Consider the following 14095-nt stretch of genomic DNA (forward strand, 5'->3'; position numbering starts at 1 on the left):
AAGGGATTTCCCGGTAAAAAAGAACGCAAGCCCCAAAACAGGGTTTGCGTTCCTTTTTTGTCAGGTCTCCGCGCCGTGGACGATGGCGCCGAAATTCTGGAAGGGCAGCAGCACCCACAGGGCACGGCCCAGCACATACCGCTCGTCCACCGTGCCCAAAGTCACGTTGCGGCTGTCGGAGGAGTGGTTGCGGTTGTCTCCCATGACGAAGATGGAGCCCTCGGGCACCACCACGTCGTGGATGCTGTCCATGCCGGGGTCCACCATGACCTCGTTGATATAGGGCTCGTCCAGCACCTCGCCGTCCACGATGACGGTGCCGGCGTCGTAGTCAATGACCACGTGCTGGCCGCCGGTGGCGATGACCCGCTTGACGATGGGGCCGTCGGCGGCGTCAAACTCCTTGGTGAGCACCACCACGTCCCCCTGCTTGGGGGTATAGCCAATGCTCTGGAGGAGCAGCAGGTCGCCGTCATGGAGGGTGGGATACATGGAGGAGCCCACCACGCCGATGATGCGCCCCACAAAGGTAAAGATGAGGATCAGGGCCACCAGCACCATGACCAGGGCCTGCAGCCAGAAATAGAGGTCCACCTTCAGGGCGTCCTTCCCCTCCAGCTCCTTTTCCTGGGTCTTTTCATTTGCCAATGCTATCAGCTCCGTACGCTTGGAATATCCCACATTATAGTCTCATTTCCCCCCGATTGCAAGGGAAAGGGGGATTATCTCCCCTGCTGCCAGGCTTTTTCCCGGCTGTGGCAGGTGAAGAGCAGGATCTGCCGCTCCTCCCCCAGCTCGCTCAGGCAGTCCAGTGCCTGGGCCATGCGGCTGTCGTCAAAGTTGGCCAGGGCGTCGTCCAGCACCAGGGGGCAGGGCTCCTCCTGGGGCAGCACCAGCCGGCAGGCCGCCAGCCGCACCGCCAGGTAGAGCTGGTCCGCCGTCCCCTGGGACAGGGCCAGGGCACGCCGTGGCTGAAGGCCTCCCGCCTCCTCGGCCAGGGCCTCAAACTGCCGGGTGAGGGACACCTTGTCGTACCTGCCGCCGGTGAGCTTGGCCAGATATTCCCCGGCCAGATGGTTGAGGGAGGGGGAGAACCGGGCCTGAAGGCCGGTGTGGGCGGCGTCCAGGGCGTTGAGGGCGATCTCCAGGGCGGCGTACTCGGTCTGCCGCCGCTCCAGCTCCTCCCTGGCCTCCTCCTGCCGGGTGGCCAGCTCCGCCAGATCTCCCATGCTTTTCAGCTCTCCGAGAGCCATGGCCAGGCCGCTGCGCAGCCGGGAGAGCTCCCCCTCCGCCGCGTTGAGCCGGGCCGCCGTCTCGGCGGGCTCAAACCGGGGCTCCACCCCGGGATCGGCCGCCACCGGCTCGGGCCGGGGCAGGCTGTCGGCCAGCTTCTCCGCCCCCTCCAGCTTCACCCTGGCGGTGGCCAGCTTCTCCTCCAGCTGGAGGGCCCGGGAAATGGCCGCCGACACCCCGAAGGTATCCTTCACCGTGGGGGCAAAGGGGTGGACCAGCTCCAGCAGGGCCTTGCGGGTAGTTTCGTCCTGGGCCAGCAGGGCGTCCAGCTCCTTCTGGGCGCTCTCCCGTGCCTTGACGGCCTGCTCGGCCACCGCACAGGCCTCCCGGTAGGCGCTGGCCCGGGCCAGAATGTCCTCGGGGCTCTCCGCCCCGTAGCGCTCCAGCAGCTCCTGGGCCAGGGCCCCGGCTTTCTTCTTCCGCAGGGCGGCGGCCACAAACAGGCCCACGCCCGCCACGGCCAGCACGCCGCAGGCCGCCCAGCCCATCCAGGGGGCGGGCAGCAGCCCGGTAAAGCTGACCACCAGAGACCCGGCAGCCAGCACCAGGCAGGCGGCACCCGCCCCGTACAGTCCGCCGCAGCGGGGCACCTCCCCCGCCGCCTGGGCGTCGTCGTTGGCCTGCTCCCAGGCCTGGTCGGGGGTCATGTCGGGGAACAGGGGATCCACCGCCCCGGCGGCAGCCCGCTCCTGGGCGGCTTTGGCCTCCTCCAGGCGCTCCTCCGCCTGCTGGCGGCTGGTGTGGAGGGAATTGAGCCGGTTCAGCTCCCCCTGGGCCTGCTGCAGGGTGGCCTTGTCGGGGGGCGTTCCGTAGCGGTTGAGCTCTCCCTCCACGGTCTCCACCTGCCCTCTGGCCTCCTCCAGGGCGTGCTGGGCCTCCTCCCACCGCTGGCGGCGGGCGGCCATGGCCCGGGCCAAGTGGGCGTCCCGCTCGGCCTCCAGCCGCTTATGCTCGGTCTGGAGCTTCTCCAGCTCCCGCTTGGCCTCCTGGGCCAGCCGGAAGGCCTTGGCCTGACGGCCCTCCACCTCGTCGTTTTGGGCCAGCTCCTCCTCCAGCTTGGGGATGAGGCCGGTCTTGTTGTGCCTGCGGCGGTTGAGCCAGTCCCGCAGGCGGCGCTCCACCTGGGAGTAGGACACGTCCTCCTCCCCGCTGGAGGCCAGGGCGGCAATGCGGGCCTCCAGGGCGGGGGCGCCGTCGATGGCCGCCCCTCCCTGGCCCACAAAGGCCGACCGTTCAAAGACCTCCCGGGGGGCCCCGATGAGGGTCTCTCCCACGTTGTCGGCGGTAAGGAAGCCCACCGGCTCCCCGGTGTCGGTATACACCGCCTCAAACTTGCCGAAGGGGGTGTTTCCCTTGGGGCCCCGGCGGAGGGTGATCTTCTCCCCCTTCCACTCCAGTTCCAGCACCCCCTCCATGGCGGCGCCGCTCCAGGGCTGGTAGCGGTTCTTTTCGGCGATGTAGCCCTGCTTGTCCCGCTCCTTGGTGTTGATGCCGTAGAGCATGGCCCGCAGGAAGGCCGACCAGGTGGACTTGCCCCCCTCGTTGGGGGCCTGGATGATATTCAGCCCCTCCTTCAGCGTCAGCTCCCGGTGGTCCAGGCCGCCGAAGGTGGCTTTCATTCTGATGATCTTCATGGGCAGGGATCCTCCCCGTTTTCCAGCGCCGCCAGGGCAAAGCGGGCGGCCAGCTCGGCCTCCGGCCCGCCCCGGGCCTTCAGCTCTCGCAGGACCAGGCCGGTGAGGGAGTCCTCCCCCGCCCGCTCCCACAGGTCCCGCAGCTCTCTGGTCTGGTCCCGAAGGGTGACGCTGTAGTAGTATGGCTGGGCCTGGGCGGTGAGGGCCGCCAGGTCGGGCGGCCCAAAGGACCGCTGGCCGGTGAGCACAATGCGGCAACAGTCGCCGCAGGGCTGGGCGGGCAGAACGGCCTCCAGGGCCTCAGCGGCGCTGTCCGCCCCGGTGACGTCGGCTTCCACGATCTCGTACCGGCGGCCGGCCAGGGGGACGAACTGGGCGGTGACGTCGCCGGGGTTGTCCCCCACGGTGACGGCCAGCACGCCCTTGTCCCCCGTCTCGTCAAAGCCCCGGCCCTCAGGGCAGCCGGGGTAGGCCCACCAGGTATCCCCCGCCTTCTGCAATCCGGAGCAGGCGTGGATGTGGCCCAGGGCCAGATAGGTCAGGCCGCTGGCGGCGATGTCGGCAGGGTCGATAGGACCGTAGCGGCCCTTGCCCTCCACGTCGCCGTGGAGCACCATCAGGTGGACCTGTCCGTCCCGGGGGGCGGTAAAGCCCATCAGGGGGGAGCGGTCGGCCTGGGGGGTGGTGAAGGCCGCCCCGTGGACGGTGCAGCCCAGTTCGGGCAGCTCCACCGATTCCACCCCCACGGTGGAAAAGATGTGTACGTTGTCGGGCCACACCGTGTTGGCGTACACCGACCGGGGACCGTAGCAGTCGTGGTTGCCCGGGGCGATGAACACCGGAGCGTGGATCTGGCCCAGGGTGCGGGCCAGGGACTCCACCGTCTCCTGGTAGGTCTGGCTGGAGTCCAGCAGGTCGCCGGACAGCAGCACCAGGTCGGCCTGCCGCTCCTCGGCCAGGTCGGCCAGCTTGTCCAGCAGGGCCCGCTGCTCCTCCCGCCGCTGCCGGGCCTTGTCAGGGGGCAGGGCGGCAAAGGGGGCGTCCAGATGGAAGTCCGCCCCGTGAAGAATGGTTAGCATAAAGGATGTTCCTTTCCGACAGGATTCCAGAAGGGGGCAGGCTTAATCCCGGACGTCCACCCGCTCCACCCCCACGCACTTGCGGGTGTCGGTGTCGATGGAGAAGAGGACACTCTCCAGCTTGCAGGGACCCTCCGCCTGCTCAAACCGCCGGGGCAGGCCCCCCAGGAAGCGGTTGATGGCCTGCTCGGGGCGTATCCCCAGCACGCTGCGGGCGGGGCCGGTCATGCCCAGGTCGGTCACAAAGCCCAGGCCCTTGGGGAGCACCTGGCCGTCGGCGGTGGGCACGTGGGTGTGGGTGCCCCACAGGGCCTGGACCCGTCCGTCCAGGTAGTAGCCCATGGCTCCCTTCTCGCTGGTGGCCTCGGCGTGGAAATCCACCAGCACCACGTCCGTCCCCTCCATCCGCTTTAATACCCGGTCGGCGGTGGTGAAGGGGTTTTCAAAATTGCTGTCCATCTCGCACCGGCCGATGAGGTTCATGACCCCGATGCGCAGGCCCTTGGGTCCGTCGTACACCCCCCAGCCCCGGCCGGGCACCCGGTTGGTATAGTTGGCCGGCCGCAGGGTGTACCGGTCATCCTCCAGAAAGTCGGCGATCTGGATCCGGTTCCAGGTGTGGTTGCCCAGGGTGATCACGTCGGCCCCGGCGTCAAAGATATCCCGGGCCTGCCGGGGCAGGATGCCCACCCCGGAGGCGTTCTCTCCGTTGACCACGGTAAAGTGGACGTCATGGAGCTTTTTCAGACTGCGGAGATGGCGGGACAGGTACTCCACACCGCTCTCCCCCACCACATCGCCTACCGCCAGCACGTTTAAAATCATAGTCTGCCTCCCTCTGTCTGTTTCCGCATGGTCTCTATTATATGTGATTTTGCCAAAAAGGGCAATTCCCGATTATCTCCCCCAGGGGCGGCCTTTCTTTCTGACAGCAGCTATGGTATCATCATAGGAAAGGAGGGAATATTTTGTTGAAAGAGAAGAGAATGATACTTTTTTTGTCGATATTTCTGATTGCTGCTCTGGCGGGCTGCCAGGCCGCCGGCGGGTCTGAGGCCCAGGTGCAGGCCCTGTCCGCCCCTTCTCCCGCCATATCCGCCGTCTCCACGCCGGAGCCCACCCCCACACCGGAGCCCACACCTACCCCCATCCCCGCCATCACCCAGGCCCAGCTGGAACAGGCGGTGGCCCAGGCCGGGGCGGACTACGGCGCCGTGGGCATCCAGGCCGCCGTCATCCAGGACGGAGCGGTGGCCATGGAGACCGGTTGGGGCTGGGCGGTCAAAAACAGCGTGGCCCTCACCCCCCAGCATAAGCTGCGCTGCGCCTCCCTGACCAAGGTGGCGGTGGGGCTGTCCACCGCTCTGCTGCTGGACCAGGGGACCATCGACCCGGAGGCTGACATCGGGCAGTACTGGAATACTACGGTATATAATCCCTATTACCCGGATATCCCCATTACCATAAACACCCTCATCACCCACACCTCCTCCCTCACCGACGCAGGCGGTCTGGCCGCCCTGAAGGGGACCGCCGCCCGGCAGCGGCTGGCGGGCAGCGGCTACCAGTCTGTGCGTCCCGGGGACCCCGCCGGATGGAGCTACAACAACTACGGCTTCGCGGTGCTGGGCATGACCCTGGAGCTGGCCGCCGACCAACCTCTGGACCAGGTGCTGGGGGAGGGCATGCTCCAGCCCATGGGCATCGACGCCGCCTTTGAGGCGGGCAGCGTGGAACACACCGAGCTGCTGGCCCCCCTGTATCAGGGCGGCTACATCAGCCGCTCGGTGTCTGAGATGCTGGGCTATGTCTGCAACCCCACCCCGGGCTACCGGGGCAACTTCTTTGCCGGCGGCTTCACCTGCAGCGCCGGGGACTACGCCCGGCTCATCGCCGTGCTGGCCAACGACGGCCTGTATGAGGGCCAGGCCCTCCTCTCGGAGGAGGCGGTGGCCTATATGGAGAGCCCTCTGGAGGAGCCCATCACCGACGAGGAGCGGGGCATCACCTTCCTCCAGTGCCGTCCCCTCCGGTATCAGGAGGACATGTACGGCCGGGAGGGCCTGTACTACCACACCGGCTCGGCCTACGGCTTCTACGGCCTGCTGTCCTACGACCCCGAGACCCGGGACGGCCTGGTGGTCTTCACCACCGGAGCTGTGGGCTCTCTGGACGACTACGGCGTGTACGCCGTCTGCGGCGAGATCGCCCAGGCGGTGTACGACCCCGCATCACGCACATAAGGAGGCTGTACTATGGCCCGCTTTCCCCTGATCCTTCTGACCGCTGCCGCCGCCCTTGTCCTCACCGGCTGCCAGGGCGGCCCCGCCGCCGTGCCCACATCCACGCCGGAGGCCGCGGTTACTTCCACTCCCACACCCACGCCAACCCCCACTCCGGAGCCCCCCACCACCGCCACCCTGGCAGTGTGCGGCGACGTGATGAGCCACATGCCGGTGACCAACGACGCCTGGGACGAGACCACCGGAAGCTACGACTACACCCCCATCTTCGAGGCCGCCCGGCCCTATGTGGAGGGGGCGGACTACGCCGTGGCCAATCTGGAGACCACCCTGTCCACCCAGGGGCCCTACTCGGGCTATCCCGCCTTCAAGTCTCCCGCCGCTCTGGCAAGTGACCTGAAGGAGCTGGGCTTTGACCTGATGCTCACCGCCAACAACCACTGTCTGGATCGGGGCTATTACGGTCTGGTGTCCACCCTGGACCAGCTGGACCAGGCGGGGCTGGCCCATGTGGGCACCGCCCGCTCAGAGGAGGAGGCCGGGACCGCCAACATCCAGGTGGCCGACGTGGGGGGCATCTCGGTGGCCTTTCTGGGCTACACCTACGGCACCAACGGCATCCCCCTGCCCAGCGGGAAGGACTACGCCGTCAACCTGTTCAACACCGACTACATGACCACCCTGTCCACCCCGGACACTGCACGGCTGGAGGCCGATCTGGCCGCCGCCCGGGCCATGGACACCGACCTGATCGCCGTGATGATCCACTGGGGCATTGAGTATCAGACCACCCAGAACAGCTATCAGGAGCAGCTGGCCGATCTGCTCATCGCCAACGGGGCCGACCTGGTGCTGGGAGGTCACTCCCATGTGCCTCAGCCCATCGAGATGCGGACGGTAACTGCCGACGACGGTACCACCCGCACCGGCTTTGTGTGCTACTCCCTGGGCAACTTCATCTCCTCCCAGGTGGACCCCCTCACCGACACCACGGCGGTACTCACCCTGGAGCTCACCCTGGACCATGAGTCCGGCGAGGCGGGGGTCACCGGCTGGTCCTATGCCCCCATGCTGATGGTGCGGCGGGACGGGGCCGATCAGGTCTTTACCCTTACCGACGCCTCCACCATTCCCACCGGGGCCTCCGATTCCCTGGTCCAGAAGCTGGAGCAGGCAGTTTCCGACTGCGCCTCCATCCTGGGGCCCACCCCCTCGGCTCCTTAACCGGATTGACAGAAAAAAGCACGCCTTGCGGCGTGCTTTTTTCATGCTTTCAGCCCCAGCAGCACCTGTCCGGCGGCACGGGCAAAGAGCCGGGCCCCCGCCAGAGCCTCCTGGAGGGTGTTGCCGTGGGTGCCCACCTCCACCAGCAGGGAGCCGGTGGACAGCTCCTGGTTGTAGCTGGAGGCCCGGAAGGCCATAGGCCGGGCCAGGGTGGGGTAGAGGGTGTTCATGCCGGTCTGCAGCTTGCAGGCCAGGGTCAGGTTCTCCATCCAGTGGGGGTTGCTGCCGTCCTGGCCGTGGCCGATGACCAGCATCACCTGGGCGGTGTCCACCCCATCGATGCGGGTCACCGCCTTGTACACCGTACCGTCCTCCCCCACCAGGGCGTCCCGGTGGACATCCAGCACGATCTTGATGGAGGGGTACTGGGCCAGATAGTCCTGCACCGTCTGGGCGGAACGGGTGTAAGCCCCGTTGTACTGGGGGTAGTCGTGGAGGGTGCGGTCGTGGACCACGCTCAGGCCCATTTCAGTGAACACCCGCTCCATCTCATCCCCCACCCGCAGCATGTTGTCCTCCTCCTCCAGGGTGCGGGACTGGTCGCTGGCGGTGTACACGTCGGTGCCGTCGGGGGTGTAGGCCTCGGTGGTATGGGTATGGACAATGAGGATCTGGGGCCCTTCCGCCGGCAGGGTGATATTCACCGCCGCCTCAGCGGCCGCGGCCAGATTCACGCTCTCCCCGGTGCGGTTGTAGAGATACAGCCCCCCGGCCACGTCATAGCCCTGGGGACTGGTGGGGATCAGGGTACGGGCGATGATGTCCGACGGCGCGGCGGTGACCTCCGGCTCCTCCCCCATATCGTCATGGTCCTGAGCGGGCTGTCCGGCGGGCAGCTGGAGTTCCTCCTCACCCACCTTGCCCAGGTAGCCGGCCACCGCGTCCTGACTGGCGGACAGCAGCCGGGACTGTCCCACCGCCAGCCGGTCCCAGCCGTCCAGCGTCCCCAGCAGTCCCGCGCTTCCGGTCCCTCCCAGTTCCGCCGCCAGGGCGGTGGCCACAAAGGTCCCGTTTTCCCCCAGACTTTCCAGGGCCCCCGTGGCCCCGCCGCACAGGATCAGCAGCCACACCGCCAGGGTGGCCAAAAACAGGGCTCCGCACCGGCGGAGCAGCCGCTTCCAAATAATCGGACCTTTCATGTCGCACCATCCTCATCTGTATTCCCGGACAGACCCGGGTCCCTTCTACCCTATGCGCCGTTCCGGCCCGGTATGACTTGTCCCATTGGATGTTCCGGCCGGAAATAGTTTGACTGTCAAAATATTTCCTTGACTTTTTCCTGCAATCCGGTATAATGCACTTGCTGACGCAGGTCATGCGGGAAGGAGGCGTCCGTGGAACATCAAAGCGAAATACTCCATCAATTCCTCTCCGACGTGTTTGGTGACATCCAGAAGCGGGAAGAGGACAGCCTGGCTGCCGGGGACCTGTCCCTGCGGGAGGTCCAGCTCATCGACGCGGTGTGCCGCACGGTGGATCAGGGCGGGGACAACCGCTCCACCGCCATTGCCGCCGCCCGCCGGATGGCGGCGGGCACCCTGACCTCTGCGGTGGATCTGCTGGTCAAAAAGGGCTACCTGATCCGCCTGCGGGACGGCAAGGACCGGCGGGTGGTGCGGCTGATGCCCACCCAGCAGGGCCGGGACGCCAGTGAGCGGCACCGGGCCTTCCACCGCCGGATGACGGACAGCCTTCTGTCCGTGCTCTCCGATCAGGAGGCCTCTGCCCTGATGCGGGGGATGGAGAAACTCACCGATTTCTTCCGGGGCGGATGGCAGGCCCCGGCCAATCAGACCATAACAGTGCAGACAAAGTGAGGTTATTTATGAGTAAGATCGCCATTGCCACTGACAGCAACAGCGGCATCACCCAGGCTCAAGGCAAGGAGCTGGGCATTTTTGTACTGCCCATGCCCTTCTACATCAACGACGAGCTCTTCCTGGAGGACATCACCCTGTCCCAGGAGCAGTTTTATAAGCGGCTGGAGGAGGGGGCCGACGTGAAGACCACCCAGCCCTCCCCCGGCGACGTCACCGACCTGTGGGACAAGATCCTCCAGGAGTACGACCAGATCGTGTACATCCCCATGTCCAGCGGCCTGAGCAGCTCCTGCGAGACCGCCATGATGCTGGCCCAGGAATATGAGGGCAAGGTATTCGTGGTCAACAACCAGCGCATCTCGGTGACCCAGCGCCAGGCGGTGCTGGACGCCCAGGTCATGGCCCAGGCGGGCAAGTCCGCCCAGGAGATCCACGACTATCTGGAGCGCACCAAGTTTGACTCCGACATCTACATCACTGTGGACACCCTGAAATACCTGAAGAAGGGCGGCCGCTGCACCCCCGCCGCCGCTGCGCTGGGCGCTGTGCTGGGCATCAAGCCGGTGCTGCGTATCAAGGGGGAGAAGCTGGACTCCTTCGCCAAGGTCCGGGGCTGGAAGGCCGCCAAGAAGACCATGGTGGACGCCATCCGCAACACCATGGACACCGACTTTGCCGGCCTGTCCGGTCCGGAGCAGCTCCACATCGCCGCCGCCTACACCGGCCAGCGCTCCGACGCGGAGGAGTGGCTGAAGGAGCTGGAGGAGACCTTCCCCGGCTATCCCATCCACATGGATCCCCTGTCTCTGTCGGTTGCCTGCCACATCGGTCCCGGCGCACTGGCCGTCACCGTGACCAAGGCACTGGAAAAATAACGAATACGAACAAAAACGGGCGCAGAAGCGCCCGTTTTTGTTATATTGGGCGGAATTTCACCTGCCTGATGCCCCTTTTTGTCGATGCTGGGAATTATTTAAAAATCATGCATACTTTCTTCACATTTCATCCACAATTACCGGTTATGCTAAGACACGTTCAAAGGAAACAACCAAATCCGTTGTCAAAGGAGAGACCCGTTTATGTATTACAGCGACTACAACCGGCCCCCCGAGGATCGGGAGCCTATCATAGAGACCGATCAGTTCCACATCCACGATGAAGAGCCCCCCAAGCCCAGGAAGAAAGGCGGCCCGGGCAAGCTGATTGCTTTGGGCCTGTGCTGCGCCATCATCGGCGGCGCGGTGGGAGGCGGCGGGGTGTGGGCCGCCGGCCGGCTGGGCAACACCGCCACCATCTACGAGGGCAACCGTCCCACCGCCGTATCTCTGGCCAACGTGGACGGCAAGACCGTCCTCTCCGCCGAGGAGGTGTACGCCTCCAACCTGGAGTCGGTGGTGGGCGTCAACGGCAATGTGACCACCAACGTCTGGGGCCAGACCATCAAAAATGCCGTGTCCGGCTCCGGCTTCGTCATCAGCTCCAATGACACCAGCAGCTACATCCTCACCAACTACCATGTGATCAACGGCGTCAGCGACATCAAGGTTTTCTTCTCCGATGGCAAGAGCTACGACGCCACCCTGGTGGGCGGCGAGGAGGAGAACGACATCGCCGTTCTGAAGATCGAGCAGGGCGGCCTGCGGCCGGTGGTGCTGGGCGACTCGGACGCCATCAACGTGGGCGAGGACGTGTACGCCATCGGCAACCCTCTGGGTGAGCTGACCTTCACCTTCACCGGCGGCTATGTATCCGCCAAGGACCGCTCGGTCACCATGAGCGACGGCACCGTCATGAATATGATCCAGACCGACACCGCCATCAACTCCGGCAACTCCGGCGGTCCCCTGTTTGACAAGTACGGCCAGGTGGTGGGCATCGTGTCCGCCAAGCTGTCCTCCAGCAATTCCAGCTCGAAGGCCTCTGTGGAGGGTCTGGGCTTTGCAATCCCCATCAACGACGTGAAGGACATGGTTGCCTCCATCATGGAGAACGGCTACGTCACCGGCAAGCCCAACGTGGGCGTGCTCATTGACGCCGTGGATGAGAACGTCCAGCGCTACGGCGTGCCCGCCGGTGTGGAGATCATGGCCATTCTGGACGGCTCCTGCGCCCAGAAGGCCGGCCTGCAGGTGGGTGACATCGTCACCGCCGTGGGCGATACCCAGGTAACCTCCGAGACCGAACTCCAGAACGCTGTGAAGAACTACAAGGCGGGGGACACCGTCGCCTTTACCATCTACCGGGACGGCAGCACCTCCACCGTCAACGTGACGCTGGACGAGGATAACCAGACCCGTCAGGACGCCATGGATCAGCTGAGCCAGGAGTACAACCAGCAGCAGCAGTCCCAGTCTCAGTCCCAGCAGGGCGGCAATTACTACTACAACTTCCCCTTCGGCGGCTGGTAAACAAACAAATAGAGAACCAAACAGGGCGCGCTGCCTGAGCAGCGCGCCCTGTGTTTTTTTCTGGCATTAAAAACGGGCGGAGCCATCTGGCTCCGCCCGTTTGTCAGGCTGAAAATCAGCCCTGAGTGCAGTGGTCAAAGAAGAAGTAGCCCAGGGGGCAGTAGTACATGCCCTGAACATCGCTGGCCAGCATGTAGGACTGGGTGTAGAAGTACAGGGGGTTGACGACCCAATCCTGCTCCAGCAGGATATCCTCGGCCTCGTGCATCAGCTGCATACGGGTAGCAGCGTCGGAAGTGCCCTTAGCCTCCTGAATCTTGGCGTCGTACTCGGGGTTGGAGTACTGAGCGTCGTTGTTGCCGCCGCCGGTCAGCCACATATCCAGGAAGGTCATGGGATCGTTGTAGTCAGCGATCCAGCCGTTACGGGCGATGGAGTAATCGCCGTCCTTACGGGTCTGCAGGAAGGTGCCCCACTCCTGGTTGGTCAGGGTGACGGTCACGCCCAGCTCGGTCTGCCACATGTTCTGCAGAGCCTCGGCAACAGCCTTGTGGTTGTCGTCGGTGTTGTACAGGTACTCAACAACGGGGAAGCCCTCGCCGTTGGGATAGCCAGCCTCGGCCAGCAGCTCACGGGCCTTCTCGCAGTTGGCCTCGTAGGACTCCTTGTAAGGATCGTAGTAGTCGCCGCCGGTGGTGCGGAAGTCGTCGCCGGTGGCGCCGGCAGCGTCGTACACGCCGGCGGGCACGTAGCCGCCAGCCTCGACCTGGCCGGTCTGGGTGATCTCGGAGACGATGTAGTTACGGTCAACAGCCAGAGTGAAGGCCTGACGGACCTTGGGATCGTCGAAGGGAGCCTTCTGGGTCTGGTAGCAGACATAGTAGGTGCCGATGTAGTCGACGACCTTCATCTCGCCGGAAGCCAGCAGGCCGGCAACCTCGTCAACGGGAACGGACTCGATGAAGTCCAGCTCGCCGGTCTTGAAGCCGTTGAGCATGGCGTTCTGGTCGTCCATCAGCTTGAAGGTGATCTTCTGGGGACCCAGGGAGTCAACACCGTAGTAATACTCGTTGGGCTCCATGACGATCTGAGAGTTGGTCTCACGGATGGTCATCTTGTAGGCGCCGTTGGAGATGTAGGTGTCGGGGGAGTAGGTCCACTGAGCGTTGCTCACCACGTCCTCACGCACGGGGAAGGTGGCGGGGAAGGCGCAGATCTCGGTGAAGTAGGGCAGGTCGGAGGTGATGGTGACCTCGAAGGTCTTGTCATCAACAGCCTTGACGCCCAGCTCGCTGGGATCCTTCTCGCCGTTCATGATCTCGTTGGCGTTGACCACGGAGTCGATCATGTAGCTGTAGTCAGCGGCGGTCTCGGGGTTGACCAGGCGCTGCCAGGAGAACACGAAGTCCTGAGCGGTAACGTCCTTGCCGTCGGACCACTTGATGCCGTCGCGCAGGTGGAAGGTGTAGGTGACAGTGCCGTCCTCGTTGGCGACCTTGTCATAGCTCTCGGCCTGGCCGTAGCCCAGCACAGCGTTGGTGCAGGTGCCGTTGGAGCCCTTGGTCTCAGCGCCGGAATCCTCCCAGCGCATCAGGCCCTCGAACATGTGGTTGATCATGATGGCGCCGTCGACCGCGCTGTTCAGAGCGGGATCGATGGTCTGGGGCTCAGAAGCGATGCTCATGCTGATCTCAAAAGCGCCGCCCTCATTGCCGCCGGCCTGGCTGTTCTGAGCGTCAGGGGTTTCGTTGTTGGTCTGGGTGCCGCCGCCGCAGCCGGCCAGCAGACCGAACACGAGGGCCCCGGACATAAGCAGAGAGACAAGCTTTCTCTTTTTCATGGTTGGACCTCCATCTTTCTCATTTTTGTATCGAATCGCCGAAACGGCGTGATACACCGGCATGGATACCAGGTGCATCGGCGTCCGCTGTGCGGACGCCGAAAGGCCATGGCCTTTCGCACGGTAAAGTAACGTAAAGACATTATACCACAGGTCAGGTACAGGTGTAAAGAAAATGTTTCAAAATTGTTACGAACTCTTCAGTTTATTCTTTTTTGCTTCCGAAAAAAGGCGGCAAATTGCCGCCTTTTTCCATTTTTTTAGCCCAGCAGGTGACAAGCGGCATAATGCCCCGGCGCGTGCCTTCCCACCCGGCAGGCCGGGCGGGAGCCCTTTTGTCTTTTCATCTGCCGGGGCGAAGTGAATTCGCCCGGCATCAAGGTTTTGGGCAACGCCCAAAACGCTTGGACGCCGCTTGCGCGGCGGCTCGCCTGCGCTCGCAGGAGCACGCTTAGCCCAGCAGGTGACAGGCCGCGTAGTGACCCGGCGCGTGC

At 64.6% G+C, this 14095-nt stretch carries 12 protein-coding genes; 5 read left to right on the top strand and 7 right to left on the bottom strand.

What is annotated here, in order from left to right; all coding sequences use genetic code 11:
- Window positions 1-60: 60 nt before the first annotated feature.
- The 4 genes from lepB to B5G34_RS12465 form a co-directional block, all read right to left on the bottom strand.
- Window positions 61-648, bottom strand: a complete 588-nt coding sequence (gene lepB / locus B5G34_RS12450; protein WP_087337921.1) for a signal peptidase I — start codon at window positions 646-648, stop codon at window positions 61-63.
- Between the two features lie 74 nt (window positions 649-722).
- Window positions 723-2927 (bottom strand): AAA family ATPase, encoded by a 2205-nt coding sequence (locus B5G34_RS19420; protein ID WP_087337925.1) that lies wholly within the window; start codon window positions 2925-2927, stop codon window positions 723-725.
- Window positions 2924-4006 carry a DNA repair exonuclease gene (locus B5G34_RS12460; protein ID WP_087337928.1) on the bottom strand — a complete coding sequence of 361 codons (1083 nt, stop codon included), beginning with the start codon at window positions 4004-4006 and terminating at the stop codon, window positions 2924-2926. The genes B5G34_RS19420 and B5G34_RS12460 overlap by 4 nt, the downstream gene beginning before the upstream one ends.
- A 42-nt stretch (window positions 4007-4048) precedes the next feature.
- Complete coding sequence (locus B5G34_RS12465; protein WP_087337931.1) at window positions 4049-4831, bottom strand: TIGR00282 family metallophosphoesterase; 783 nt, start codon at window positions 4829-4831, stop codon at window positions 4049-4051.
- A gap of 173 nt (window positions 4832-5004) precedes the next feature.
- On the opposite strand from B5G34_RS12465, the gene B5G34_RS12470 reads away from it, so the two are divergent.
- Window positions 5005-6249 carry a serine hydrolase domain-containing protein gene (locus B5G34_RS12470; RefSeq protein WP_140397251.1) on the top strand — a complete coding sequence of 415 codons (1245 nt, stop codon included), beginning with the start codon at window positions 5005-5007 and terminating at the stop codon, window positions 6247-6249.
- A 12-nt stretch (window positions 6250-6261) separates the two neighbouring features.
- Window positions 6262-7473, top strand: a complete 1212-nt coding sequence (locus B5G34_RS12475; RefSeq protein WP_087337937.1) for a CapA family protein — start codon at window positions 6262-6264, stop codon at window positions 7471-7473.
- A 41-nt stretch (window positions 7474-7514) separates the two neighbouring features.
- On the opposite strand, the gene B5G34_RS12480 is transcribed toward B5G34_RS12475, so the two are convergent.
- On the bottom strand, window positions 7515-8672 hold the full coding sequence (locus B5G34_RS12480; RefSeq protein WP_087337940.1) for a stage II sporulation protein P: 1158 nt from the start codon (window positions 8670-8672) through the stop codon (window positions 7515-7517).
- 195 nt (window positions 8673-8867) lie between these two features.
- Between B5G34_RS12480 and B5G34_RS12485 the strand changes: the two genes are divergently transcribed.
- The 3 genes from B5G34_RS12485 to B5G34_RS12495 all read left to right on the top strand — a co-directional run bounded on the left by B5G34_RS12485 (window position 8868) and on the right by B5G34_RS12495 (window position 11761).
- Window positions 8868-9350: a MarR family winged helix-turn-helix transcriptional regulator gene (locus B5G34_RS12485; protein WP_087337943.1), complete on the top strand. Its 483-nt coding sequence runs from the start codon at window positions 8868-8870 to the stop codon at window positions 9348-9350.
- A gap of 8 nt (window positions 9351-9358) precedes the next feature.
- On the top strand, window positions 9359-10228 hold the full coding sequence (locus tag B5G34_RS12490; protein ID WP_087337946.1) for a DegV family protein: 870 nt from the start codon (window positions 9359-9361) through the stop codon (window positions 10226-10228).
- A gap of 204 nt (window positions 10229-10432) precedes the next feature.
- Window positions 10433-11761: a trypsin-like peptidase domain-containing protein gene (locus B5G34_RS12495; protein ID WP_087337949.1), complete on the top strand. Its 1329-nt coding sequence runs from the start codon at window positions 10433-10435 to the stop codon at window positions 11759-11761.
- A 115-nt stretch (window positions 11762-11876) separates the two neighbouring features.
- Here B5G34_RS12495 and B5G34_RS12500 read toward each other — a convergent pair whose 3' ends face one another.
- Both B5G34_RS12500 and B5G34_RS18945 read right to left on the bottom strand, forming a co-directional pair.
- Entirely contained in the window at window positions 11877-13601 is a 1725-nt protein-coding gene (locus tag B5G34_RS12500; RefSeq protein ID WP_087337952.1) for a peptide ABC transporter substrate-binding protein, read from the bottom strand.
- A 189-nt stretch (window positions 13602-13790) separates the two neighbouring features.
- Window positions 13791-14095, bottom strand: a 305-nt coding sequence (locus tag B5G34_RS18945; RefSeq protein WP_204245951.1) for a hypothetical protein, incomplete at its 5' end; no start/stop codon positions are given.

The sequence above is a fragment of the Flavonifractor sp. An82 genome (genome assembly GCF_002159265.1).
Lineage (GTDB): Bacteria > Bacillota > Clostridia > Oscillospirales > Oscillospiraceae > Flavonifractor.

What these genes read in the sequence shown, in the direction of transcription:
- B5G34_RS12500 (WP_087337952.1), bottom strand. Translation starts at nt 13,601, where the DNA reads ATGAAAAAGAGAAAGCTTGTCTCTCTGCTTATGTCCGGGGCCCTCGTG.
- B5G34_RS12480 (WP_087337940.1), bottom strand. Translation starts at nt 8,672, where the DNA reads ATGAAAGGTCCGATTATTTGGAAGCGGCTGCTCCGCCGGTGCGGAGCC.
- B5G34_RS12495 (WP_087337949.1), top strand. Translation starts at nt 10,433, where the DNA reads ATGTATTACAGCGACTACAACCGGCCCCCCGAGGATCGGGAGCCTATC.
- B5G34_RS12460 (WP_087337928.1), bottom strand. Translation starts at nt 4,006, where the DNA reads ATGCTAACCATTCTTCACGGGGCGGACTTCCATCTGGACGCCCCCTTT.
- B5G34_RS12465 (WP_087337931.1), bottom strand. Translation starts at nt 4,831, where the DNA reads ATGATTTTAAACGTGCTGGCGGTAGGCGATGTGGTGGGGGAGAGCGGT.
- B5G34_RS12475 (WP_087337937.1), top strand. Translation starts at nt 6,262, where the DNA reads ATGGCCCGCTTTCCCCTGATCCTTCTGACCGCTGCCGCCGCCCTTGTC.
- B5G34_RS19420 (WP_087337925.1), bottom strand. Translation starts at nt 2,927, where the DNA reads ATGAAGATCATCAGAATGAAAGCCACCTTCGGCGGCCTGGACCACCGG.
- B5G34_RS12490 (WP_087337946.1), top strand. Translation starts at nt 9,359, where the DNA reads ATGAGTAAGATCGCCATTGCCACTGACAGCAACAGCGGCATCACCCAG.